This window comes from Marinobacterium sp. YM272 (assembly GCF_050908845.1).
GTDB lineage: Bacteria > Pseudomonadota > Gammaproteobacteria > Pseudomonadales > Balneatricaceae > Marinobacterium_D.
Window position 1 is genome coordinate 635,069 of sequence record NZ_CP194171.1, and the last position, 23,120, is coordinate 658,188.

A 23,120-nucleotide genomic window follows, 5' to 3' on the forward strand; every position below is an offset into this window, starting at 1 on the left:
ATATTGATCGCCCGGGCCGAGGCCCGGGTGACCCGAAAGAGGTGGGACTATGCCTAACCGTCCGAGTAACGATTTTCAGTTCCTCGATGTGTCCCGTGAAGGGCCGAGCAAAATCCAGGCTGAAGTGCGCAAGCGCGAATTTGCCGAAATCTATGAACCGTTTCGCTCCGAAGATGCCTCCGAGCAGGCGCACCGCTGTCTCGACTGCGGTAACCCTTACTGCTCCTGGAAGTGCCCGGTGCACAACCATATTCCGAACTGGCTGCAGCTCGTTTCCGAAGGCAACATCCTCGAAGCTGCCGAACTGAGCCACCAGACCAATTCCCTGCCGGAAGTCTGCGGCCGCGTTTGTCCGCAGGACCGCCTCTGTGAAGGCGCCTGTACGCTGAACGATGGCTTCGGAGCCGTCACCATCGGTCCGGTTGAGAAATATATCAGCGACACCGCTTTCGCCATGGGCTGGAAGCCGGACATGTCCAAGGTGGTCTGGACCGACAAGAAAGTTGCCGTCATCGGTGCCGGTCCCGCGGGCCTCGGTTGTGCCGATATCCTGGTACGTAACGGCGTCAAGCCGGTAGTGTTCGACCGTAATCCGGAGATCGGTGGTCTGCTGACCTTCGGTATCCCCGAGTTCAAGCTTGAGAAGGACGTGATGGTTAAACGCCGCGCGATCTTTGAAGAGATGGGCGTCGAGTTCCGCCTCAACACCGAGGTGGGCAAGGACATCAGCATCGAAGAGCTGGACAAGGAATACGATGCGATCTTCCTCGGCATGGGTACCTACACCTACATGAAAGGTGGCTTCCCCGGTGAAGACCTGGACGGTGTCTACGACGCACTGCCGTTCCTGATCTCCAACGTGAACCATTGCCTTGGCTACGACCAGGCAGCGGAGGATTTCATCAGCGTGGCCGGCAAGAAAGTTGTCGTGCTCGGTGGTGGTGATACCGCGATGGACTGTAACCGTACCTCTATCCGTCAGAACGCCGACAGCGTGACCTGCGCCTACCGTCGTGACGAAGCCAATATGCCTGGCTCCAAGCGTGAGGTGGAGAACGCCCGTGAAGAGGGTGTGCAGTTCCTGTTCAACCGCCAGCCTGTGGAAGTGGTCGGTGAAGAAGGTCGCGTTACCGGTCTGAAGCTGGTGACCACCCGCATGGGTGAGCCGGACGAAAACGGCCGCCGCCGTGCCGAAGTGGTTGAAGGCTCCGAAGAAGTGATCGACGCCGACGTCGTGCTGGTCGCTTTCGGTTTCCGTCCGAGCCCGGCACCCTGGTTTGAACCGTTTAAGATCGACCTGCACAAGGACGGTCGCGTGATCGCCTCCAAAGAGCCGGAAGCGGGCCGCTTCCCGTTCCAGACCAGCAACGACAAGGTCTTTGCCGGTGGCGATATGGTGCGCGGCTCCGACCTGGTGGTTACCGCGATCTACGAGGGTCGTGAAGCTGCCGAAGGCATTCTGGATTTCCTCGAGGTGTAACCTCAAGGGGTTATCGTAAAAGGCCACCCATAGCGGTGGCCTTTTTAGTTTGCAACAGTGGACCTGAACTAATGAAACTCTTTCTGGCACTGGCCGCCACGGCGCTGATCGCTGGCTGCGTGCCCTTTGTTCCCATTATCTGAATCCCGGTTATCGGAAAGGTCAGTCAGCGCTTGATCTCGGTCTCCACAAAGATCATCGGTGTGTCGCTGACATTGGTCACATTGTGCTCCACGCCCGCCTGGCGGTAATAGCTGACACCGGCCTTGATATCGACCTGGCGGCTGCCTTCGGCGTCCTCGATCTGCATGGTGCTGTTGGTGATCGGGGTAATCACATAATCGTATTCGTGGCGGTGATGACCGGTTTCTGTACCGGGCTCAAAACTCCAGCGGGTGACCCGCACATCGTCGTTATCCACATCGATCTGGGCGATAGCGGTGGAGTTTGCGTTTGCTTCACACATGTCAGCCTTTCCCTTGTGTTAAAAATAACCACCATCATAGCGGCAAACCCAAGGTTGACAGTTTGGCTGGTCTAAAACCACAGATTGATGCCGCGGTGGCTCAGGTGGCAAATGAGCAGGCCAAAAAAAGCGCCGGACGACCGGCGCTGTAATCGGAGTTCATCGAATGGAGGCGCCACCGCAGCAGGGCGGTGGCGACGGGTTGAGCCCTGTAGGCTGGGTGGGATCAGAGCTTGTTCAGCATCTCCTGATGCTGGGCCTTGAGCTCATCACCGGGCTCGCTACCCATCAGGGTCACCACCAGGATGGCGATCGTGGCGAAGATGATACCCGGAACGATCTCGTACAGATCGAAAATACCGCCGGAGAGCTGTTTCCAGACCACGACGGTGATGGCACCTACCAGGATACCGGCCAGCGCGCCGTTACGGTTCATGCGCGACCAGTACAGGCTGAACAGCAGGGCTGGACCGAACGCGGCACCAAAGCCCGCCCAGGCGTAGGACACCAGCCCAAGGACGGTGGAATCCGGGTTGAACGCCAGCAGCAGGGCGACGAACGACAGCGCCAGGACCGCGATACGACCCACCATCACAATCTCTTTGGCACTGGCATCCGGGCGGAACAGTTTCTTGTAGAAGTCCTCTGCCAGCGCGGAAGACGATACCAGCAGCTGAGAGTCTGCCGTACTCATGATTGCGGCCAGGATTGCGGCCAGCAGGATGCCGGCAATGACCGGGTGGAACACGGCGTTCACCAGTACCATGAAGATCTTCTCGCCGTCGGCCACGTCGCCCGGCATATGGCCGCTGACGTAGACCAGGCCGGCCAAGCCGACAAAGATGGCACCGGCCATGGACAGGCCGCTCCAGATCACCGCGATGCGACGGGCGGTGGGAATATCCTCATTGCTGCGCGACGCCTTGAAACGGGCCAGAATGTGCGGCTGACCAAAGTAGCCCAGGCCCCAGGCAGCCAGGGAAACGATAGAGATCAGGCTAAGCGCTTCACCATTGGTGTCCCTGAAGATGGTCAGTAGCTCCGGGTTCATATCCCGGATGGAGTCGAACATCGAGCCCCAGCCGCCATCTACCTGCATGACGATAACCGGCACGATCAGCAGCGCTGCGGCCATCAGCAGCCCTTGTACCAGGTCGGTCCAGGAGACGGCCAGGAAGCCGCCGAACAGGGTGTAAGAGACCACGCAGACAGTGCCGATGATCACGGCATACTGATAGTTCAGACCGAACACCTCTTCAAACAGCTTGCCGCCAGCCACCAGGCCGGAGCTGGTGTAGAACAGGAAGAACAGCAGGATGAAAAACGCCGAGATCACCTGCAGCAGGCGGGAGTTGTCCTTGAAGCGGTTGGCAAAGAACTCCGGCAGGGTCAGCGAGTCATTGGCGACGATACTGTAGGTGCGCAGGCGCTTGGCGGTGATCAGCCAGTTCGCCCAGGTGCCCAGCAGCAGGCCACCCCCAAGCCAGATGGACTCAAGCCCGGCGGCGTAGGCATAGCCGGGCAGACCGAGCAGCAGCCAGCCACTCATATCGGAGGCACCGGCGGATAGGGCGGCGGGCCAGGGGCCCAGGGAGCGGCCGCCAAGAAAATAGTCCGACGAGTTTACCGTGCGAATATAGGCGTAGTAGCCGATCGCCAGCATCAGTATCAGGTAGACGATAAAGGTGCCGTATATGGCCAGGTTGCTATCGTTCATATGCTCATGTCTCTTTCTTGTTGGGTTTGCCTGGGTAGGGGAGCTTTTAGCGCTCAGCGCTACCCAGCTCCAGCAGCCTGGCATTGCTGCCGACAGCCGTGGTGTTGATGGTGCGTGCTTTCCCTGACACGAAACGGTGGGTAGGGGCCGGCTGCAGCAGGGTTGAGCAGCCCGCCGGGTCGCACTCGGCCAGTGGCATCAGCGCACGCAGGCCCCTGTCCTTATCCATTGCATACAGCGGTTTAATCAGTTGCCAGATATTGGCCAGCGGTTGCCGGATAAAGTCCGGCTCGAGTACGTCGATCGCCCTGAACATATCGGTCTCCTGATTGGCGCTGAGAATGGGAGGCCCTGGTTACACTGTAGAAGCTACCCAGCCTAGCTGCAGATTAGAGACAGAGGATGTAGCAGGTCTTGCCCGAGACTCCGGGTTTTTTGTCATTTTCTCCGATCTGCCCAGATCCGGCAGGGTCGTGCTGATCAGTGCTGGTTGACGGCACGATAGCGTGCCGGCGGCAGTTCGAAGCGGCGGGTGAAAGCGCGGGTCAGGGCGCTCTGGCTGGCAAAGCCGAAGGCGGAGGCCAGATCGGAGATCGGCTGGTCGGAGCGGGTCAGTGCACAGGCCACGGCCTGCAGACGGCGTTCCATGACATAGCGCTGGGGTGTCTGCCCGGTCTGATCCCTGAACAGGTTGTAGAACTGGCTGTCACTGAGGCAGGCATGGCCGGCCAGTTCCGAGACGTTGATGCGGCGCTGGATATGGGCGTCGATGTAGGCGTCGAGCAGCTCCATGTTGATCTGCCCGAAGCGGCGGGGACTCTGGCGTCGGTGTTGCTGCTGGCGCTGCAGTGCGCAGGTCAGCGTACTGGCGCAGGCCTCCTGCAGCAGGGTATCCCCAGGGTTTTGCTGCATCTCGTGGCTCAAAGCCTGGACCAGCATCTGCATCTGCGGCGTGCAGGTAAAATAGTCTGCACGGATGAACAGGGACTCGACCCGCTCCTGAAGCTGCGGGTCATCGCTGGCCGTTGGCAGGTTGACCACAACAATGCGGTTTTCACCCAGGCCGTGGAAGGCATGCCCGGTAGCAGAGGGCATCAGGCAGCCCCAGCCGAAATGCACCGGACGGCAGTATCCCGCCAGGTCGAATTCGGTGTCGCCTTCCAGGCCGAATACCATCTGGTGATAGCCGTGATCATGCTGGTCCGCACGGTCGGGCAGAGAGATGACGCTGGTCTCTTTGCGCATAGCCAAGGTTAGAGGTCTTAGGTTGAGTCTTTATCGGGTGTAAGGGAGCAAGCATAGCACAGGGTTGACTGCTGTAGGTCAAATACCCAGCGATGCCCGCACTCGGATAGTATACATACGGGTGTACGCCCGCCCCGGTTAAACCGGTACAATGTCGCCCACTGATTTTACGGCTACCCATTTATATACAGCTACTACAGGATATCGATATGGCTGAGCTGAAGAACGACCGCTTTCTGCGCGCGCTGCTGCGCGAGCCGGTGGACTGCACTCCGGTGTGGATGATGCGTCAGGCGGGGCGTTACCTGCCGGAATACCGGGCAACACGCGCCCAGGCGGGGGACTTCATGAGTCTCTGCAAAAACCCGAAACTGGCCTGTGAGGTCACCCTGCAGCCGCTGGAGCGCTATGACCTGGACGCGGCGATCCTGTTCTCCGATATCCTCACCATCCCGGATGCCATGGGCCTGGGCCTCTACTTTGAAGCCGGTGAGGGTCCGCGCTTCAAGAAGATTGTCCGCACCGCGGATGATGTGGCGGCACTGCCGGTACCGGATGCGGCGACCGATCTGGATTACGTTATGGATGCGGTGCGCGAGATCCGCTCGGCGCTGGCCGGCCGGGTACCGTTGATCGGCTTCTCCGGCAGCCCCTGGACCCTGGCGACCTACATGGTTGAGGGCGGCTCCAGCAAGGATTTCCGCCATATCAAGGAGATGATGTACGCCCGTCCGGAGGTGATGCATGCGCTGCTGGGCAAACTGGCGGACGCGGTCACCGTCTACCTGAACGAACAGATCCGCGCCGGCGCCCAGGCCGTGCAGATCTTCGATACCTGGGGCGGTGCGCTGAGCGGCCCGATGTATGCCGAATTCTCCCTGGCCTATATGAAACAGATCGTCTCCGGCCTGATTCGCGAATATGACGGACGTCGTGTGCCGGTGATTCTGTTCACCAAGAATGGCGGCCAGTGGCTGGAAACCATGCTGGAAGCGGATGCCGATGCGCTGGGTCTGGACTGGACCACCGATATCGGCGATGCGCGTCGTCGTGTGGGTGATCGTGTGGCGCTGCAGGGCAACATGGACCCCAGCGTCCTGTATGCGCCGGCCGACCGTATCCGTGACGAGGTTTCACGTATTCTGGCAAGCTTTGGCGCAGGTAACGGCCATGTCTTCAACCTGGGCCACGGTATCCACCAGTTTGTCGATCCCGAGCAGGCCGGTGTCTTTGTCGACGCAGTGCACGAACTGAGTGTTCCCTACCATAAGTAATATCTTGTTATATGCTTCTTACTGAAGCGGCTGATCCCGGCGGCAGTGTCGCCGGGGTCGCTATCTGTCAAACCCGCCACAGGAATACCCTGAACGCCTATGAACAGACTCACTGATCTGTTTGAAAAGAACCGCAGCTGGTCGGAGCGAATCAGCGAACAGGATCCCGATTTCTTTCCCACTTTGGCAGCCCAGCAGGCGCCGGAGTATCTCTGGATCGGCTGCTCCGACAGTCGCGTACCGGCCAATGAGATCGTCGATCTGCTGCCGGGCGAGCTGTTCGTTCACCGTAACGTCTCCAACCTGGTGGTGCACTCCGATATGAACTGCCTCTCCGTGCTGCAGTTCGCGGTGGAGGTGCTCAAGGTCAAGCACATCATGGTAGTCGGCCACTACGGCTGCGGTGGTGTGCGCGCGGCGATGGACAGCACCCGCCACGGACTGATCGATAACTGGCTCAGCCATATTCGTGACGTGTATGACACCTATCGTGATCTGGTGGGGCCCTGGCAGGATACTGTTGAGCAGAACGACCGTCTGTGTGAGCTCAACGTGGTCGATCAGGCACACAACGTCTGCAATACCACCATCGTGCAGGATGCCTGGGATCGTGGCCAGCCGCTGACCGTGCATGGTTGGGTCTACAGTCTGACCAACGGCCAGCTCACCGATCTGGATTTCTGTGTCAGTGGTCGGGAAGGAGCTGACGGGATAGATGCCCAGCAGGAAGCGGCGGTGGCCCGTGTTCGGGGCCTGTCTCAGAAGTAGTAGCCGCTGATGACACTGATCGCCGCACCGCCGGCGATCAGCACGACAAAGAGTATCCCGCCGAGAAGCAGTGGCCGCGTGCCGCTGCTTTTCAGTGCCGCAAACCGGGTTTCTACGCCCAGTGCCGCCATCGCCATCGCCAGAATAAAGGTATCGATCTGCTCGATCTGCGCCAGCAGCTCCGCGCTCAACACACCACTGGCGTTCACCAGCGGCATCAGCAGAAAGATCAGCGCAAACCAGGGCAGGCTTACCTTCGCTTTTTCGCCATCGGCATCATTCTCCTTTCGGCTGAAATAACTGGAAACCACCAGAATCAGCGGCACCAGCAGCATCACGCGGATCAGCTTGGTGATCACCGCCGCCTGACCGGCTTCATCGTTCAGGGCGCCGGCTGCGGCAGCAACCTGGGCAACCTCGTGAACCGTCGCGCCAAGATAGCGGCCAAAGTCCAGCTCCGAGCCGCCAAACAGCTGCTGTACCGCCGGCAGTGTCCACAGCCAGGGATAGAGCAGCATCGAGGCGGTGCCGAAGAGCACCACCGTGGCGATCGCCACCGGGATGTCCTGGGCGCGGGCCCGCAGTGCCGGCGCTATCGCCAGTATCGCCGCGGCACCGCAAACCGCACTGCCGGCGCCAACCAGCAAGGCGGTTTTCGCTTCCAGCTTGAGAAAGCGGGTGCCGACCCAGCCTGCCAGCAAAAAAATACCGACCACCACGCAGAGATCGATCACCAGTGCGGCCGCGCCCACATTGAGCAGGTCGGCAAAGCTGATCCGCAGGCCGTACAGAATGATCCCCAGGCGCAGCAGACGGGTACGGGCCAGCGTCGTGCCGGCGGCACTGTGATTGCTTACAGAAACCGGCAGGCGTTGGCCGAGCAGCAAACCCAGCAGCATAGCCAGGGTCAGCGGCCCCAGGGTGGCGAGCAGAGGCAGGGGCAGGCGGGAGATAAGCATCGCCAGCGCCGCAATACCTGCACTGAGCAGCAGGCCGGGCAGAAGGCCGCCGCTAATACTGAGGCTGCGGCGGATCCGGTAGGGCTGCGTCAGTTGAAGGTTCATGGAGCTCTCCCGTCCGTTCGATGGCATGAGAGCGAGTCTAGGGAATGGTCTATAAGTGGTAAAACAGTTTAAATAAGTACAAATAACCTGAAAAACAGGTAACTCTTAGCAGGCATAGGATGGCCGGATGAGTGTAGTGAATAGAGGATGGAAGCTAGAAGGATGAAAAGTTGATTTCATTGCGTCAGGTTCAGGTGTTTCTGGCGGTGGCGAGTCAGGGCTCCACCTCAGCAGCGGGAGAGGCTATAGCGCTTTCGCAATCGGCCACCAGCGCCGCGCTGCAGGAGCTGGAACAGCGTCTGGGCGTCGAGCTGTTCGACCGTGTCGGCCGTCGCTTGGTACTCAACGGCAATGGCCGCCGTTTCTATCCGGAGGCGCGACAACTGCTGGCTCAGGCGGAGCAGATGGAGAAGCTGTTCGATGCAGGCGGCAGCCGGCTGCAGATCGGCGCCAGTACCACCATCGGCAACTACTTGCTGCCGCGGCTGCTGGCGCAGCTACCCGGAGCGCGGGTCAGGGCGCATGTGGGGATTGCCAACACCCATGAGATCGCCGAACAGGTGGCCCGTTGTGAGCTCGAACTGGGGCTGGTGGAGGGCGGCGTGCAGCACACCGAGCTGAGCGTATCGCCCTGGTGCCGTGACGAGATGCTGATTGTTACCGCCAGCGATTCGCCCTGGGCGCGCCTGGCGATGGATGAGGATCTGCTGGCGACCCTGCCCTGGATCATGCGTGAGTCCGGCTCGGGTACCCGCAGCGTGGTGGAGCAGCAGCTGCTGGCCGGACTGGACCGGGTCAATATCGCGCTGGAACTGGGCAGTTCGGAGGCGATCCGCAGTGCGCTGCTGGCGGGGCTGGGGGTGAGTTGTCTGTCGCGGCAGGTGGTGGCTCGCGCGCTGGCCAGCGGTGAGCTGGTGGAGCTGGCACCCGAGTACCGCATCGAGCGCTGGTTCTATATCGTTGAGCACCGCCAGCGACGCCTTACGGCACCGCTAAGGCAGTTTGTCGAGCGCTGCCGGCGCTTCGCGGAACAGGAGTCCGCCGGCAGCGCCTGAGTTTGTCAGGCCTTGGCCAGGGCCTGATCCAGGTCGGCAATCAGGTCGTCGATATGCTCGATACCGATCGACAGGCGCACCATCTCCGGTGAGACGCCGGCGGAGGCCAGCTCCTCGTCGTTGAGCTGACGATGAGTGGTTTCCGCCGGGATCGCCGCCAGAGACTTGCAGTCGCCGATATTCACCAGACGGGTGAACACCTCCAGCGCATCGTAGAAGCGGCGGGTGCCCTCGCGGCCGCTCTTCAGGCCAAAGCTGAGAATGCCGGAGGCTTTGCCGTTCATGTATTTCTGCGCCAGGTGATAATCCGGGTGGCTTTTGAGGCCCGCATACTTCACCCAGGTGACGGCGGGATGGTTTTCCAGGTACTCGGCGATCGCCTGGGTGCTGTCGCAGATCCGCTCCATCCGCAGCGGCAGGGTTTCGATCCCCTGCAGAATCAGGAACACGTTCATCGGCGAGATCGCCGCGCCCATGTTACGCAGCGGCACCACGCGGGCGCGGCCGATAAATGCGGCGGGTCCGAACGCTTCGGTATAGACCACGCCGTGGTAGGAGGGGTCCGGCTGGTTCAGCAGGGCAAAGCGCTGTTTATGCTGATCCCAGGGGAATTTGCCGGAATCGACAATCACGCCGCCCACCGAGTTACCGTGGCCGCCGGCGTACTTGGTGGCCGAGATCACGACGATATCGGCGCCCTGCTCGATGGGGCGCCAGAGCACCGGGCTCGGCACGGTGTTATCGGCGATCACCGGCACGCCGTGGCGGTGGGCTAGTTCGGCCACCTTCTCCATATCGATAATGCCGCCGGAGGGGTTGCCCACGGTTTCACAGAACACCGCCTTGGTGCGGTCGTCGATCAATGACTCGATCTGAGCCAGGTCGTGCTTGTTAACAAACCGCACCTCGATTCCCTGGCGCGGCAGGGTGTGGGCAAACAGGTTGTAGGTGCCGCCATAAAGCTCACTGGTGGAGATGATGTTATCGCCGGTCTCACACAGCGTCTGGATCGCATAGGTGATCGCCGCCATGCCGGAAGCCACCGCGAGTCCTGCGATACCGCCTTCCAGCGCCGCCATGCGCTGCTCCAGCACATCGTTGGTGGGGTTCATGATGCGGGTGTAGATATTGCCCGCTACCTTCAGATCGAACAGGTCGGCACCGTGCTGGGCATCGTCAAAGGCGTAGGAGGTGGTCTGGTAGATCGGCACCGCCACCGCCTTGGTGGTGGGATCGGGGCTGTAACCGGCGTGGACCGCGAGGGTTTCGAGCTTCATGAGAACATCCTGTCTGCTGTTGTTATCAGAGCGTTATAAAACGCTGTAGGGGTAGCAGCTGAGTCTAGCACCCCGGAGTTAAAGCGGTAGCAGACGAAGGTCAGTGGATGTTCAGGCTGAAGCTCTGATAATGCCGGTCAGTGTTCGGGAAGGTTGTTGAAGATCGTCTCCAGCATCCGGTTTAGGCGCTTGAGCTGGGCTTCGGTCATCCCCTTGAAACTCTGGTTGAAGAGCTTGGTGGTGGCTGCCTCGATATCGATAATCGCTTCCTGTCCCTTGGCGGTCAGGGTGACCTGGGTGACGCGGCCGTCGTCGGGACTCGGGGCTGTATCCACCAGACCATCATCTTTCATCCGGTAGATGGTCTTGGTGATGGTGGGCAGCTTGGCCACGGCATGCTCCGCAATTTCGGAGATGCTCGACATCCCCTGTTCTTTGAGGATGAACAGGATGCGGTAGCGAGGGATATCCATTCCGATCTTTTTCAGCGTCTTTTCCATGGCCAGGGTGTAGCGTCCATGTACTCGGGCAAGCCAATAAAGGGGGAATTCCTCTTTTTTGAAATCGTCACTGGTTGGGTTGTAGCGACGCAAGCGGGAACCTGAAGCTCTCATGGTGACTGGATAACTCTCTTGAAGCCTAGACTATAGGGAAACCCGGTGTAGGGGGCAAATAAACCGGGATCCAGCCCGGGTAGCGAGGGCGGTGTGGGCCCTTTCGCGCCCGGGCCGTTGGATCACCAGCTGGCGCCGCGTTCCGCTTCCATCTTGCGTACCATGGCATTAAAGAACTTGTCGGCAAAGCCGCTTTCCTTGATCAGCATCTGCGTCAGGTCAGCGCACTTCTGGCCGATCGCCTCATCCATAATCACGTCTTCACCGCCAGCGGCACCAGCTGCGACCTGGATTTCAGCGGCGCGCTGTGCGGTCCACAGCAGGAAGAAGGTGCGCTCGATGTCCATTTCACCCACAGCGATACCGTGGTTGCGCAGAATCAGCACGTGCTTGTCACCCAGGCTTTCCAGCATGCGGCTCTTTTCGTCCTGGAACAGGGTGATACCTTCGAATGCGTGGAAACCGACGCGGCCATACATCTGCGCACCGTAGAAGTTGTTCAGGCTGAAGCCATCTTTCTTGGCTGCGACGGCAGACACTGCATTGGTGTGAGTGTGAATCACACAATGGATGTCGTCACGAGCGGCGTGGATTGCGCCGTGCAGGGCAAACCCCGCCGGGTTACCGTCATAGGGGGAGTCATCCAGCTTGTTGCCATCAACGTCCACCTTGATCAGGTTGGCGGGGGTGATTTCGGTGTAGTTGAGGCCGAAAGGGTTGACCAGATAGCAGCCTTCCTGATCCATCAGGCGAGCGGAAATATGGTTGAAAATGGTCTCGGTCCAGCCGAAGTAATCCACCAGGTGGTAGCAATGGGCCAGTTTGACGCGCAGTTCCCACTCAGTTTCGCTGATATGCTCTGGACGGGTAATTGACTCGCTCACGGTTATCTCCTTGTTTAGTAAGGCTATATCACTTATCGATAGGTGGCTGATCAGGCGGCCTGTGCCGACCGGCGTTTGCTCGCCAGAAAATCGGTCAGCGCCAGTACGTGGCGGGTGGTCGGCATGTTAAGCCCCACCAGCGCGGCCAGCTCAAGAACGGCATGGCCAATAGCCGCGAGTTCCAACGGGCTGCCCTGCTCGTGGTCCTGCAGCATCGATGTTTTCACGGCACCCATACCGGCGCCGAGCTCCATAAAGGTTTGCGGATCAAAGCGGATGCGGGCGCCATGGGCGGCGGCGACCTGGATAACCTCGTCGAAAATCTGCCGCACCAGCGGGCTCAGGCGAGCGTCGCTGTAGATCTGCTCCAGTGTGGCCTCGGTCACCACAGAAAGCGGATTCGAGGTCAGGTTGGCGGTGATCTTGGTCCAGATCTGATCGCGGATATAGTCGCTGGCGCGTGCTTCAATGCCGCTGCTCTCGATGAGGCCGCGAATCTGTTCCAGCCGCTCGGTGAGCTGGTTGTTGATCTCACCGAGAATGATCAGGTGCGGGTTGGTGGATTCCACCACGCCCGGCGCTTTGCGTACGGCAGTGATAAACACCACCGCGCCGATCAGGTGTTGCGCCGGAATCAGACGCGACAGTTCGCCATCCGGATCAACGGCTTTTACCCGAGTATCTGCAAAGCGGCCTTCGGCACCCTGGAAATACCACCAGGGCACACCGTTCACCACCGGGATCACGACGGTTTCTTCATGCAGCATTGGCTGGATCTGCTGCAGAATACTGGTCAGCGCGGGCACCTTGGTGCAGACGAAGATCAGATCCTGGGGGCCGAGTGCCTCGGCTGAATCGCTGGCGTTCACCGAGGCCCGGTGTTCGCCCTCCAGATCGATGAGACAGACACCGTCCCGTTGCAGGCTGTTCAGGGTTTCACCCCGAGCCAGCACACTCACGCTCTGTCCCGAAGCGGCCAGACGGGCTGCGAGTGTACAGCCGATCGCGCCGGCACCGGCGATACAGATGCGCATTCCAATCTTTTCCATCGAGTGTTTCCAATAGAGGCGCCCCCGAAGCAGGGGCGCCGGTTGTTTAGCTGGAGAGCAGGTCCTGGTGCTTGCTGGCCAGGCCCAGGTAGGCCTCGATCACACGCGGATCATTGGCCAAATCGGCAGCTTCGCCCTGCATGGCGACCTGTCCCCCCTCGAGCACATAGGCGTAGTCGGCCACTTTCAGCGCCGCGCGCGCGTTCTGCTCGACCAGCAGGATAGATACCCCCTGGCGGCGCAGATCGGCGAAGATACGGAAGATCTCGCGGGTGATCAGCGGTGCCAGACCCAGGCTTGGCTCATCGAGCATCAGCAGACGCGGCTTGCCCATCAGGGCGCGGCCGATGGCCAGCATCTGACGTTCACCCCCTGAAAGGGTGCCTGCCATCTGCTTGCGCCGCTCCCAGAGTCTCGGGAACAGGCTGTACACCTCGGCCAGGGTAGTCTCATAGCCGCGGTCGCCGCTGCGATAGCGCTGGAAGGCGCCCAGCTGAAGGTTGTCCTCAACGCTCATGCTGGTAAACAGCTCGCGTTTTTCCGGTACCAGGCCGAGACCTTTGCCAACCATTTTTTCCACATCCGGCACCTTGTAGAAGTTGCCATCGAAGTGGACGTCGCCTTTCGATTTCAGCATGCCGATAATGGCGGACAGCAGGGTGGTTTTACCGGCCCCGTTGGGGCCGATTACGGTGACGATCTGACCTTCGCGCACCTGCAGGTCGATACCTGTGACGGCCTCGACCATGCCGTAGGAGACGTGCAGCTGTTTTACGTCCAGCAGCAGCTCGTCGGAGCTGGTTTTTGCGTTGGTTGCAGTATTGCTCATCAGTCGGCACCTCCCAGGTAGGCTTCAAGTACGGCCGGGTTGGTCTGGATCTCCTCCGGCAGGCCCTCGGCGATCTTTTCACCGAACTCCATCACCACGATGCGATCCACCAGCCCCATGACGAAGTCCATGTCGTGCTCGACCAGCAGAATCGCCATGCCTTCGCTGCGCAGCTTGTTAAGCAGGTCCGCCAGCGCCTGTTTCTCTTTATGACGCAGACCGGCGGCCGGTTCGTCCAGCAGCAGCAGGCAGGGATCGGCGCAGAGTGCGCGGGCGATCTCGAGGATGCGCTGCTGGCCAAGTGCCAGGCTGCCTGCCTCCTCGTAGAGATAATCACCGAGGCCAACGCGGTGCAGCTGGCGGGCGGCCTCTTCCAGCAGGCTGGTTTCCTCCAGGCGCTCCAGGTGCAGTGCCGAGCTGATCACGCCCTTGCTGCCGCGCAGGTGAGCGCCGATCGCCACATTCTCAAGGACGGTCATGGTGGGCAGTAGCTTTACGTGCTGGAAGGTACGGCTCATGCCCAGGGTGGCAACGGCTCGGGAGCTTTTGCCTTTCAGGCTTTCACCGCGGAACAGCACTTCACCGGAAGTCGGGGTATCCACGGCCGACAGCTGGTTAAACATGGTGCTCTTGCCGGCGCCGTTGGGGCCGATCAGGGCCAGGATTTCACCGGCATGGACCTGCAGGTTCATCTCCTTGTTGGCGACCAGTCCACCGAATTTGCGGGTGACTTCCCTGGCTTCCAGGATCAGTTCACCTTTCTCCGGGAGCTGTCGACGCGGCAGCTCGGGAGCGCTGGGGCCAGCTGATTCCGGGATCAGTTTCTTGCGCTGGCGCAGGCGGGCAGGAACGGCCTTCATCAGCAGCGGCCAGAGGCCGCCCGGCGCTTTGTGCATGATCAGGATGATCAGCAGGCCGAATACGATGTGCTCGTAGTTACCGTCGTTACCGAACAGGATCGGCAGCCAGTCCTGGAACCATTGCTTGGCCATGGTCAGAATGCCGGCTCCCAACAGCGCGCCCCAGACATTGGCGACACCGCCGATCAGCGCCATAAACAGGTAGTCGATGCCCATGCTCAGACCGAAGGGGGTAGGGCTGACAAAACGCTGGTTGTGCGCGTAGAGCCAACCGGATACGGCGGCAAACAGGGCAGAAATCAGGAACACCACGAGCTTGGAGCGGAAGGTGTTGACGCCCATGGATTCCGCCATCAGCTGTCCGCCTTTCAGCGCACGGATAGCACGACCTTCACGGGAGTTAAGCAGGTTCTGCGTCACCAGCATGGCCACCAGCAGAATCGCCCAGATGAGATAGAACATCTTCTCACCCTTATCCAGTGAAAAGCCGAAAATCTCGATCGGTGGCAGACCGCTGATACCGGAATGTCCGCCCAGGCTTTTTACCGTGCCGAACAGGTAGTACAGCGAGATACCCCAGGCGATGGTACCCAGTGGCAGGTAGTGACCGGACAGGCGCAGTGTCAAAGCACCCAGAATCAGTGCGACGGCAGCGGTCAGCAGTACGCCGATCAGCAGTGAGAGCCAGGGAGAACCGGCAGCCCATTCAAGCCAGGAGGGCAGTTGCTGGGTAGCGGTCAGGTAAGCGCTGGTATAGGAACCCAGGCCCACAAAGGCGGCCTGCCCGAAGCTGGTCATGCCGCCGACACCGGTGAGAAGCACCAGCCCCAGCACTACCAGGGCATACAGGCCGATATAGTTCAACAGGGTGACCTGAAAGGTCGGTAAAACCAGTGGAGCCAGTGCGACCAGCACCACAAAAATGGTCAGGACGTGACGAGATTTCATTCTTCGTCCTCCACATGGTTGCTTTTAAGAGAGCGCCACAGCAGGAAAGGAATAATCAGCGTGAAAACGATGATCTCCTTGTAGTTGCTGGCCCAGAACATGGAGAAGGCCTCGATCAGCCCGACTGCCACTGCACCTATTGCCGCCAGCGGGTAGCTGATCAGGCCGCCGATGATGGCGCCGACAAAGCCTTTAAGGCTGATAATGAAGCCTGAGTCGTAGTAGAGCGTGGTGATCGGCGCGATCAGAATGCCGGAGGCCACACCGATAAAGGCGGCTAGGGCAAAGGTCGCCTTGCCGGCGAAATCGGGCGAGATACCCATCAGTCGGGCGCCCATGCGGTTAACCGCGGTAGCGCGCAGCGCTTTGCCATAAAGGGTGCGTTCAAACGCCAGGAACAGGGATACGATCAGGAAGATAGACACCAGGATCACCCAGAGGGTCTGGCTCTTGAACATGACGTTGCCGATCTGGAAGGTGGCATCGCTGAACGGTGCGGTGCGGCCGCCCTCCGGCCCGAACATCAACAGGCCTACGCCGACCATGGCCACGTGTACGGCGATCGATACGATCAGCAGCACCAGCGGTTGTGCCGAGGCGATAGGCTGGAAAAAGATTCGATACATGATGGGACCTAGCGGCACCAGAATAAGCAGAGTCAGCAGCACCTGGCCCGCCATATGTATCTCCTGCATCGGCAGGGTTTCAATCAGGATAACCATGATCAGTGCATAGGCGAGCTTAAGACCCATCCACTGCGCCTTGCGTGCCTCCACGCCATTGCTGACCAGCTGTTTCAGGTCCAGGCCGACGTCGAGTGCCATCATGCCCATCAGCAGCCAGACGATGGAGCTGTCCTGACCGGATTGGAAGGCGTACATGGTCAGTGCGCCGAAGGTAACAAACTCTCCCAGCGGGATCAGCAGAATACGGGTGACGGTAAACACCAGGATGATCGACAGCGCCAGTAACGCGTAAATGGCGCCGTTGGTAATGCCATCCTGGCCCAGCAGCATGGCTATTTGAAAATTCATTGTGCGATGTCCTCAACATTGTCGCCCAGCCACGGTCGAACCTGTCCCCGTTTCTTGGTGCGCACGGGTGTTTTTGGGTGTTGGGTGGCTACGTGTATGTTCGACGGGCTGTTGTTCGAACGGCAGCCGGGCGCGGGTTCCGCCCGGCTCAGGTCCGAATTACTTCAGCAGCGTCCAGGCGCCGTTTTCAACCTTGATCAGTTCACGACCACGCTCATCGAAACCGCTGTGGTCTGCTGGAGTCATGTTGTAAACGCCCTGGGTGCCAGGCATCTCAGTGGTCTGTTCGATAGCATCACGCAGCGCAGCGCGAAACTCGGCTGTACCAGGCTTGGCTTTTTCCAGAGCGGCCGGAATCGCGTTATTGAGCAGCAGGCCGGCATCGTAAACATTACCGCCGAAGGTGGCGGGCGTTTCGCCATACTTTTCTTTGTAAGCGTTCACGTAGTCGGTGGCGATCTGCTTGGACGGGCTATCGGGGACTTCATCCAGTACCAGCATCAGGCTGGCCGCGAGAATAGTGCCTTCAACGGCTTTGCCGCCAAGCTTCAGGAAGGGATCAAGCGCAGCGCCGTGAGTCTGGTAGATCTGGCCGGCGTAGCCCTGCTCTTTCAGGGTGGTCTGCGGCATCACCGAAGATGAGCCTGGCGCTGCAATCAGTACGGCATCCGGACTGGACATCATCACCTTGAGACTCTGTCCGGTGATAGAGGTGTCCTGGCGCTGGAAGCTTTCCGAGGCGACGATTTCGATGCCGGCCTTTTCGGTCAGCTCGGCCATCACTTTTGCCCAGTTTTCCCCGTAAGGATCTGCTGTGCCGATCAGCCCGACGGTTTTCACCCCGGCGTCCTTCATGTGATCAACCAGGGCCGATGCGATCAGATCGTCGTTCTGAGTGGTCTTGAAGACCCACTTCTTCTGCTCCGTCATCGGCAGGATGACGGCAGCCGTGCCAACCGGAGCAAGCATGGGAGTGCCGGACTCCGCAGCATACTGGATGACGCCCATTGCCGCGCCGGAGCCACTCGGGCCAATGATGGCATCCACCTGTTCTTCATCGATCAGCTTTTTGAACGCCTTGGCGGCCGCAGTCGGGTCGCTGCTGTCATCCAGAGAGATATAACTGATGGTTTCGCCGCCCACAGACGTGGGGAGTAGAGGAACACTGTTCTTCTGCGGAATACCCACCAGGGCGATGGGACCGGTCGATGAAGTGACGACGCCGACCTTGATCTCTGCCTGGGCGGCAGTGGCGGTCAAAGCGGATCCGAGTATCAGTGCAGATAGAGTTTTCTTCAACAGCATGACGTTCTCCAGGGGGGTAAAACAACTTGGTTTTGGTCCGGCCTGTTTTCGTGCCTGACATCAGTGACTTAGCAGGTGTCGTGCCAGAAGCGTGGCATGCACCAGATCTGGATCATCGTAAGGGTGCTTGAAATATGGTTGTAAAAGTTTCCCGGGGAAGTAGTTCCTGTTGCCGTTTTATGACGCTAAAAAAACCGATTTTTGGTTGAAAAATCAACCTACTGAGATTGCGGATTTTGCCTGTTCTTAGAGGTTTTATAAGCGTTATTTTGTGCCAAAAAAATCCTATTGAAACTCCAAAAAAATAGTTTGTTTTTGTCTTTGTTTTTTCCTGTCCGAATCATCTTTCTGTCTTTGTTTTTCTCCCTGTATATGCCTATAAAAATTTAAATAACTAAATAAAAACAGACATTTAAAGCAGGTTTTTTGGGTGTTCTAAGGTGTATTTGTAGTGCACCAAACACGGGCGATTTAAGTTTTTTTGCACCGAAAGGATGCCTTTATTTTTTTGGATTAATCAATTGACAATTCAAGTAATAATTAGGATTTTAGAAAAGAGCGCAGGGTATTGCGCTTCAGGAAAAAGGCTCTGACGCAGAGGCTTTTAATTCGAGATTCTAGTTACAGGTAAGTCGATGACTATCGTGGTTCAGTCCCTGGCATTAGGTGGTGAAGGTCCAGACATCATGGTGAAAGACACCATTGATGTGGCTGGCTATCAGACCCGTGCCGGTAGCCGGGCGCTGGACCAGGTAGAGCCGGCTCAGTCCCATGCCGCGGTTGTGCGTCGGCTGTTGGATGCCGGTTGGCATATCAACGGCAAGACCAACCTGCATGAGCTTGCCTTCGGTACTACCGGTATCAACAACTGGACCGGAACGCCGGAAAATCCTAACTATCCCGGCCGTGTTCCGGGCGGCTCGTCCAGTGGCTCTGCCGCTGCTGTTGCAGCAGGGCTCTGTCGCGCTGCGCTCGGTACCGATACCGGCGGCTCGATCCGTACCCCGGCGGCCTGCTGCGGTGTGTTTGGCCTCAAGCCCAGCTTTGGTCGTGTCAGCCGCGAGGGTGTGATGCCGGCGCAGACCAGTCTTGATTGTGTCGGTCCTTTTGCCCGCGACATGGGGACACTGGTCAACGTTATGCGAGTGCTCTGTAGCGATTTTGGGGAGTTGCCCGCCGTCGAAAATGCTCGCATCGGTGTCGTCAACGTCGCCCCGGAAGGGGTCAATCCGGAAGTGTTGGCTACCTTGGAAAATGCGATTTCATGTGTCGATATGGGTATTAAAAGCGTTGATCTTCGGACAATGGAGGTCGCTTACGATGCCGGTATGACGGTGATCAACCGCGAGTCCTGGAACGCCAATCGTGACTGCGTCGACACAGGTCTTGTGGCTGAGGATGTGGCTCAGCGCCTGCTGGCAGCCAGCCAGACCACCGACGAAGAACTGCAGCAGGCGGAAGCGGTACGCCAGGCGTTTAGCGCTGAGGTGGATACCGTCCTGCAGGACTGTGAAGTGCTGGCGTTGCCAACCATGCCGGATTATCCGGCACAGCTTTCCGAAGCGGGTGATACCTGCGCCTTGCTGGGCATGACCCGGTTTGTTCGACCTTTCAATCTTAGCGGCCATCCGGCCATCACCATTCCTCTGGTCAGTGCTGCGGGCTTGCCCGTAGGGCTTCAGCTGGTAGCGGCACGAGGTGCCGATGAACTGCTGTGTGCAGTGGCGTCCGCAATAGCCAGCCGGATCAGTACCAGAACAGAAGATGAGTAACAGGAGACCAGAGACCATGTCTGGATATCAGATCGATAAATCGCTCTGGGGTGGATCAGAGTTCGATGACCTGCTTGCAGAGGTGCGCAAGCGCCGTCAGGAATTTGAAGATCAACAGTATATTTCCCAAGACATCATTGAACGTTTTCGGAAGATCGGTGTTTATCGCGCCATGGTTCCGAAAGCGTTGGGCGGTGATGAGCGTAGCCCGATGGAGTTCCTGCAAATGGTCGAAGCGATCGCTGCGGCGGATGGTTCTGCCGGTTGGGTGGCCAGTTTCGGCATGAACCCGGCCTACCTGGCAGCGCTGCCGCTAGAAACCATCGACAAGGTCTGGGCCAAGGGTCCCGATGTGGTATTCGCCGGAGGAATCTTCCCGCCGCAGCAGGCCGAACGTGTCGAAGGCGGCTTCATGGTCAGCGGTACCTGGAAATTTGGCAGCGGCAGCATGGGTGCGTCGCTGATCGGTGTGGGTATCAAGGATGAAAACGAGAAGTTGCCGCGTATGGCGGTGCTGCCGGCTGAAAAAGTCAGCATCAAACCCAACTGGGATGTGATCGGCATGGTCGGTACCGGCTCCCACGATCTGGTGGTGGAAAATCAGTTCGTGCCGGAGGAGTGGACCTTTGTACGCGGCGGCGAGCCCAACCTGGATTCCGATTTCTTCCGCTACCCGAGCCTCTCGTTCGCGGCTCAGGTACTGGCGATCACTGCGGCGGGCCTGGCCCGTGAAGCGCTGGATGTGGTTCAGGGCGAAGCGGCTGGCCGTAAGTCGGTCACCGGGGCACCCAACCTGGGTGAGCGTGAATATGTCCAGATCGAGATCGCCCAGGCGGAAGCCAAGCTGCGCTCTTCCCGTGCCTTCTTCTACCAGAGTACCGAAGAGGCCTGGGAGGCGGTGCTGGCCGGCGGCAAGCCGACCCCCGAGCAGATCAACCTGGTGCGCCTGGCGACCACAAACCTGGCACACGAATGTGCCGAGGCGATCCGCCTCACCTACGAGGTCACCGGCATGACCGGTGCCTTCAGCAGCCACCCGCTGTCCCGCATTTTGCGCGACGCCAGCATGGTGACCCAACACGCCTTTATGGGCCGCATCACGCTGAAAAATGCCGGTGCGATGTTTTTCGGCCACGACCCACTGCCCGGTTACCTCTAACAGTCGGTTTCGAATCAATTAACAGGAGATACACACATGAGCGAGAAGAAACCCCTGCGAGTCCTGTTCTGTATGGGCATCAACCAGAATTTCATGGACGCAGCCCGCGAAGAGCAGCTCGATGTCTGGGCTGCCTTTGGCGAAATGTGGAACGGCATCCACGACATGGAAGGCGTCAGCGTAATCGGCAACATGGATGACGATCAGAGCATGGTCGGTCCGTCCCCCGGTTACCCCTGGACCACCTACCTGCTGGCCGACGTGGCTGATTACGACACCGTGGTTGCCTGCTGCAACCTGTTCCGCAGCACTGCGGTGGGTGAGACCCCCTACAAGCTGTGGCGCTACGCCAAGGTGGAAGCCCGCATCGGGCGTGAACTGATCGTTCAGCGCGCCTGAGGCAGGTCGGTATGAGCGAGATAGATACCAAGCAGCTGGCAGAGATGTTGAAGCGTCTGGATGCACTGGAAAGCGAAAATGCGATCCGCCGCTGCATCAACCGCTACATGGATCTGTGCGATCACCTGGACGCCAGTACGCCGATGGATGAGCTGGGTGGCCTGTTTACCGAGGACGCGGTGTGGGAAGGCAAGGGCGCCCGCTATGCCGACAGCTTTGGCGGTCACCAGGGGCGTGACGCCATCGTGGCGATGCTGGGCAAGTACTGTGTAGAGCCCGCCCATTTCGCGGTGAACGTCCACTACCTGACCTCTGAAGTGATCGCGGTAGATGGCGACAGCGCCCACGGCAGCTGGAACATGCTGCAGGTATCCACCTTCAGTGCCGGTGGTTCGCACCTGAACAGCGCCCGACTGGAGATCGATTTTCGCAGGCAACAGGGACCGCGGGGCGAGGTGTGGCGCATGGCGCACTTCCAGACCGAAAACCTGTTCAGCCGTCCGGTGGACCACTGGAACAGTGAAGCGCATCTGCCGGTACCGGAAAAATAGGCCGGCACCCATCCCGGACAGACAACCCGAATTTAACGTGAGACAGATCGATGAGTGACCTGATTGATATGAAAGACGTCGATGCCGTATGCATCGGTCAGCGCGCAGCCGACATGGTTGATGAAGAAAACGGCCGCGTTAAGAAAGCTCTCTACTCAGATCCGGAGATCTTCGAGGAAGAGCTGGATCTGGTGTTCAACAAGACCTGGGTCTTTGTTGGCCATGAGAGTGAAGTGCCGGAGAAGGGTAGCTTCAAAACCAGCTGGGTGGGTCGTCATCCGGTGATCCTGAGCCGTGACCGCAAGATGAACATCCACGTGCTGCAGAACCGCTGCCGCCACCGTGGCGCTACCGTCTGTGAAGGCCGCAAGGGCAAGACCAAGGCGTTCACCTGTCCTTACCACGGCTGGGGTTACGGCCTGGATGGTTCCCTGCGTGCGCTGCCGAAGCCGGAAGAGTATGACAACGTCTTCGACAAGGAAGAGATGCCGCTGGAAAGCCTGCGCTGGGAATCCTACCAGGGCATGGTGTTCGCCACCTTCAACGACGATATCGAACCGCTGGAAGAGTTCCTCGGCGGTGCCAAGAAGTGGATCGACCTGTTCATGAAGCAGGGCGGTGGTTACCCGGTGAAGGTACTGGGCGAGCATCGCTTTAACTTCCCGGGGAACTGGAAGATCCAGCTCGAGAACACCACCGACGCCTACCACTTCCCGATCGTGCACAAGTCCTTTGTGACCTCTTTGGACGAAGCCACTGCTGACATCTTCGACTTCCTCGATGGCGAAGGCTTTGTCGAAGACCTGGGTCACGGTCACAGCGTCATGGTGATGATCCCGGAGCTGGTAGATCTGGAAGCGGATCTGGATCAGCCGATCCCCGAGCGTTTCAACGAACTGGCCCAGGCGCTGCGTGACGAGGGCAAAGACGAAGACGAAGTGAAGAAACTGGTGCGTGCCGCCCACGGTACAGGCTTCAACCTCAACCTGTTCCCGAACGTGTCCTGCTCCATGGCGTTCTTCCGTGTTCTGCGTCCGGTATCGGTTAACGAAACCGAGATCCAGCACGTGGCACTGGGTGGCGACGGTGCGCCGGCGGCGTTCAACCAGAAGCGTATGCGTCTGCACGAGCACTTCCAGGGCCCGATGGGCTTCGGTACGCCGGATGACGGCGAAGCCTGGGAACGCGTTCAGAAAGGCTCCATGGCTGGCAAGGATGGCTGGATTCTGGTCAACCGCGGCATGACCAAGCTGCGCACCTCTGAAGATGGCAATCCCCAGGGTGCGGTGTGTTCCGAAACCGGTATGCGCGGCGCCTACAGTAAGTACAAGCAGGTTATGGCCGCCGCTGCTAACGCCGAGGAGAAGTAA

22 protein-coding genes are annotated in these 23,120 nt (G+C 59.2%); 9 read left to right on the forward strand and 13 right to left on the reverse strand.

Annotation, left to right across the window (positions count from 1 at the left end; all coding sequences use genetic code 11):
• Positions 1–49: 49 nt before the first annotated feature.
• The gene (locus tag ACQUQP_RS02975; RefSeq protein WP_432697329.1) at positions 50–1,480 is read left to right on the forward strand and encodes an FAD-dependent oxidoreductase; all 1,431 of its coding nucleotides are present in this window, start codon (positions 50–52) and stop codon (positions 1,478–1,480) included.
• Positions 1,481–1,646: 166 nt separating this feature from the next.
• Here the strand turns inward: ACQUQP_RS02975 and ACQUQP_RS02980 are convergent, their stop codons facing one another.
• The 4 genes from ACQUQP_RS02980 to ACQUQP_RS02995 form a co-directional block, all read right to left on the reverse strand.
• Entirely contained in the window at positions 1,647–1,946 is a 300-nt protein-coding gene (locus tag ACQUQP_RS02980) for a cupin domain-containing protein (protein ID WP_432697330.1), read from the reverse strand.
• Between the two features lie 226 nt (positions 1,947–2,172).
• Positions 2,173–3,663, reverse strand: a complete 1,491-nt coding sequence (gene putP, locus ACQUQP_RS02985; RefSeq protein WP_432697331.1) for a sodium/proline symporter PutP — start codon at positions 3,661–3,663, stop codon at positions 2,173–2,175.
• A 46-nt stretch (positions 3,664–3,709) separates the two neighbouring features.
• Positions 3,710–3,979: a hypothetical protein gene (locus ACQUQP_RS02990; protein ID WP_432697332.1), complete on the reverse strand. Its 270-nt coding sequence runs from the start codon at positions 3,977–3,979 to the stop codon at positions 3,710–3,712.
• 164 nt (positions 3,980–4,143) lie between these two features.
• Positions 4,144–4,908: a helix-turn-helix domain-containing protein gene (locus ACQUQP_RS02995; RefSeq protein ID WP_432698666.1), complete on the reverse strand. Its 765-nt coding sequence runs from the start codon at positions 4,906–4,908 to the stop codon at positions 4,144–4,146.
• Between the two features lie 209 nt (positions 4,909–5,117).
• Between ACQUQP_RS02995 and hemE the strand changes: the two genes are divergently transcribed.
• Together hemE and can are read left to right on the forward strand one after the other, a co-directional pair.
• A complete protein-coding gene (hemE, locus tag ACQUQP_RS03000; RefSeq protein WP_432697333.1) occupies positions 5,118–6,182 on the forward strand; it encodes a uroporphyrinogen decarboxylase in 1,065 nt (354 codons plus the stop codon).
• Between the two features lie 99 nt (positions 6,183–6,281).
• Entirely contained in the window at positions 6,282–6,950 is a 669-nt protein-coding gene (gene can / locus ACQUQP_RS03005; RefSeq protein WP_432697334.1) for a carbonate dehydratase, read from the forward strand.
• Here can and ACQUQP_RS03010 read toward each other — a convergent pair.
• The gene (locus ACQUQP_RS03010) at positions 6,941–8,014 is read right to left on the reverse strand and encodes a YeiH family protein (protein ID WP_432697335.1); all 1,074 of its coding nucleotides are present in this window, start codon (positions 8,012–8,014) and stop codon (positions 6,941–6,943) included. The two genes, can and ACQUQP_RS03010, sit on opposite strands and share 10 nt — an antisense overlap.
• Before the next feature lie 170 nt (positions 8,015–8,184).
• On the opposite strand from ACQUQP_RS03010, the gene ACQUQP_RS03015 reads away from it, so the two are divergent.
• Positions 8,185–9,069: a LysR family transcriptional regulator gene (locus ACQUQP_RS03015; protein WP_432697336.1), complete on the forward strand. Its 885-nt coding sequence runs from the start codon at positions 8,185–8,187 to the stop codon at positions 9,067–9,069.
• Between the two features lie 5 nt (positions 9,070–9,074).
• On the opposite strand, the gene ACQUQP_RS03020 is transcribed toward ACQUQP_RS03015, so the two are convergent.
• From ACQUQP_RS03020 to ACQUQP_RS03055, 8 genes are all read right to left on the reverse strand, one after another.
• Positions 9,075–10,346: an O-acetylhomoserine aminocarboxypropyltransferase/cysteine synthase family protein gene (locus tag ACQUQP_RS03020; RefSeq protein ID WP_432697337.1), complete on the reverse strand. Its 1,272-nt coding sequence runs from the start codon at positions 10,344–10,346 to the stop codon at positions 9,075–9,077.
• A gap of 137 nt (positions 10,347–10,483) precedes the next feature.
• Positions 10,484–10,960 (reverse strand): MarR family winged helix-turn-helix transcriptional regulator, encoded by a 477-nt coding sequence (locus ACQUQP_RS03025; RefSeq protein WP_432697338.1) that lies wholly within the window; start codon positions 10,958–10,960, stop codon positions 10,484–10,486.
• Between the two features lie 122 nt (positions 10,961–11,082).
• On the reverse strand, positions 11,083–11,844 hold the full coding sequence (locus ACQUQP_RS03030) for a class II aldolase/adducin family protein (protein WP_432697339.1): 762 nt from the start codon (positions 11,842–11,844) through the stop codon (positions 11,083–11,085).
• Between the two features lie 50 nt (positions 11,845–11,894).
• On the reverse strand, positions 11,895–12,893 hold the full coding sequence (locus tag ACQUQP_RS03035; protein WP_432697340.1) for a ketopantoate reductase family protein: 999 nt from the start codon (positions 12,891–12,893) through the stop codon (positions 11,895–11,897).
• Positions 12,894–12,939: 46 nt separating this feature from the next.
• On the reverse strand, positions 12,940–13,722 hold the full coding sequence (locus tag ACQUQP_RS03040; protein WP_432697341.1) for an ABC transporter ATP-binding protein: 783 nt from the start codon (positions 13,720–13,722) through the stop codon (positions 12,940–12,942).
• Positions 13,722–15,530 (reverse strand): branched-chain amino acid ABC transporter ATP-binding protein/permease, encoded by a 1,809-nt coding sequence (locus tag ACQUQP_RS03045; RefSeq protein ID WP_432697342.1) that lies wholly within the window; start codon positions 15,528–15,530, stop codon positions 13,722–13,724. Before ACQUQP_RS03045 ends, ACQUQP_RS03040 begins: the two co-directional genes overlap by 1 nt.
• Entirely contained in the window at positions 15,527–16,564 is a 1,038-nt protein-coding gene (locus ACQUQP_RS03050) for a branched-chain amino acid ABC transporter permease (RefSeq protein ID WP_432697343.1), read from the reverse strand. The genes ACQUQP_RS03045 and ACQUQP_RS03050 overlap by 4 nt, the downstream gene beginning before the upstream one ends.
• Before the next feature lie 159 nt (positions 16,565–16,723).
• Complete coding sequence (locus ACQUQP_RS03055) at positions 16,724–17,869, reverse strand: ABC transporter substrate-binding protein (protein ID WP_432697344.1); 1,146 nt, start codon at positions 17,867–17,869, stop codon at positions 16,724–16,726.
• A gap of 635 nt (positions 17,870–18,504) precedes the next feature.
• On the opposite strand from ACQUQP_RS03055, the gene ACQUQP_RS03060 reads away from it, so the two are divergent.
• From ACQUQP_RS03060 to ACQUQP_RS03080, 5 genes are read left to right on the forward strand one after another with little or no spacing between them, the layout of a single operon-like run.
• The gene (locus tag ACQUQP_RS03060) at positions 18,505–19,641 is read left to right on the forward strand and encodes an amidase (RefSeq protein WP_432697345.1); all 1,137 of its coding nucleotides are present in this window, start codon (positions 18,505–18,507) and stop codon (positions 19,639–19,641) included.
• A gap of 16 nt (positions 19,642–19,657) precedes the next feature.
• The gene (locus tag ACQUQP_RS03065; protein ID WP_432697346.1) at positions 19,658–20,800 is read left to right on the forward strand and encodes an acyl-CoA dehydrogenase family protein; all 1,143 of its coding nucleotides are present in this window, start codon (positions 19,658–19,660) and stop codon (positions 20,798–20,800) included.
• A 36-nt stretch (positions 20,801–20,836) separates the two neighbouring features.
• On the forward strand, positions 20,837–21,199 hold the full coding sequence (locus ACQUQP_RS03070) for an IacB protein (protein WP_432697347.1): 363 nt from the start codon (positions 20,837–20,839) through the stop codon (positions 21,197–21,199).
• A gap of 11 nt (positions 21,200–21,210) precedes the next feature.
• Positions 21,211–21,750 carry a nuclear transport factor 2 family protein gene (locus tag ACQUQP_RS03075; RefSeq protein WP_432697348.1) on the forward strand — a complete coding sequence of 180 codons (540 nt, stop codon included), beginning with the start codon at positions 21,211–21,213 and terminating at the stop codon, positions 21,748–21,750.
• 50 nt (positions 21,751–21,800) lie between these two features.
• On the forward strand, positions 21,801–23,120 hold the full coding sequence (locus ACQUQP_RS03080) for an aromatic ring-hydroxylating oxygenase subunit alpha (RefSeq protein WP_432697349.1): 1,320 nt from the start codon (positions 21,801–21,803) through the stop codon (positions 23,118–23,120).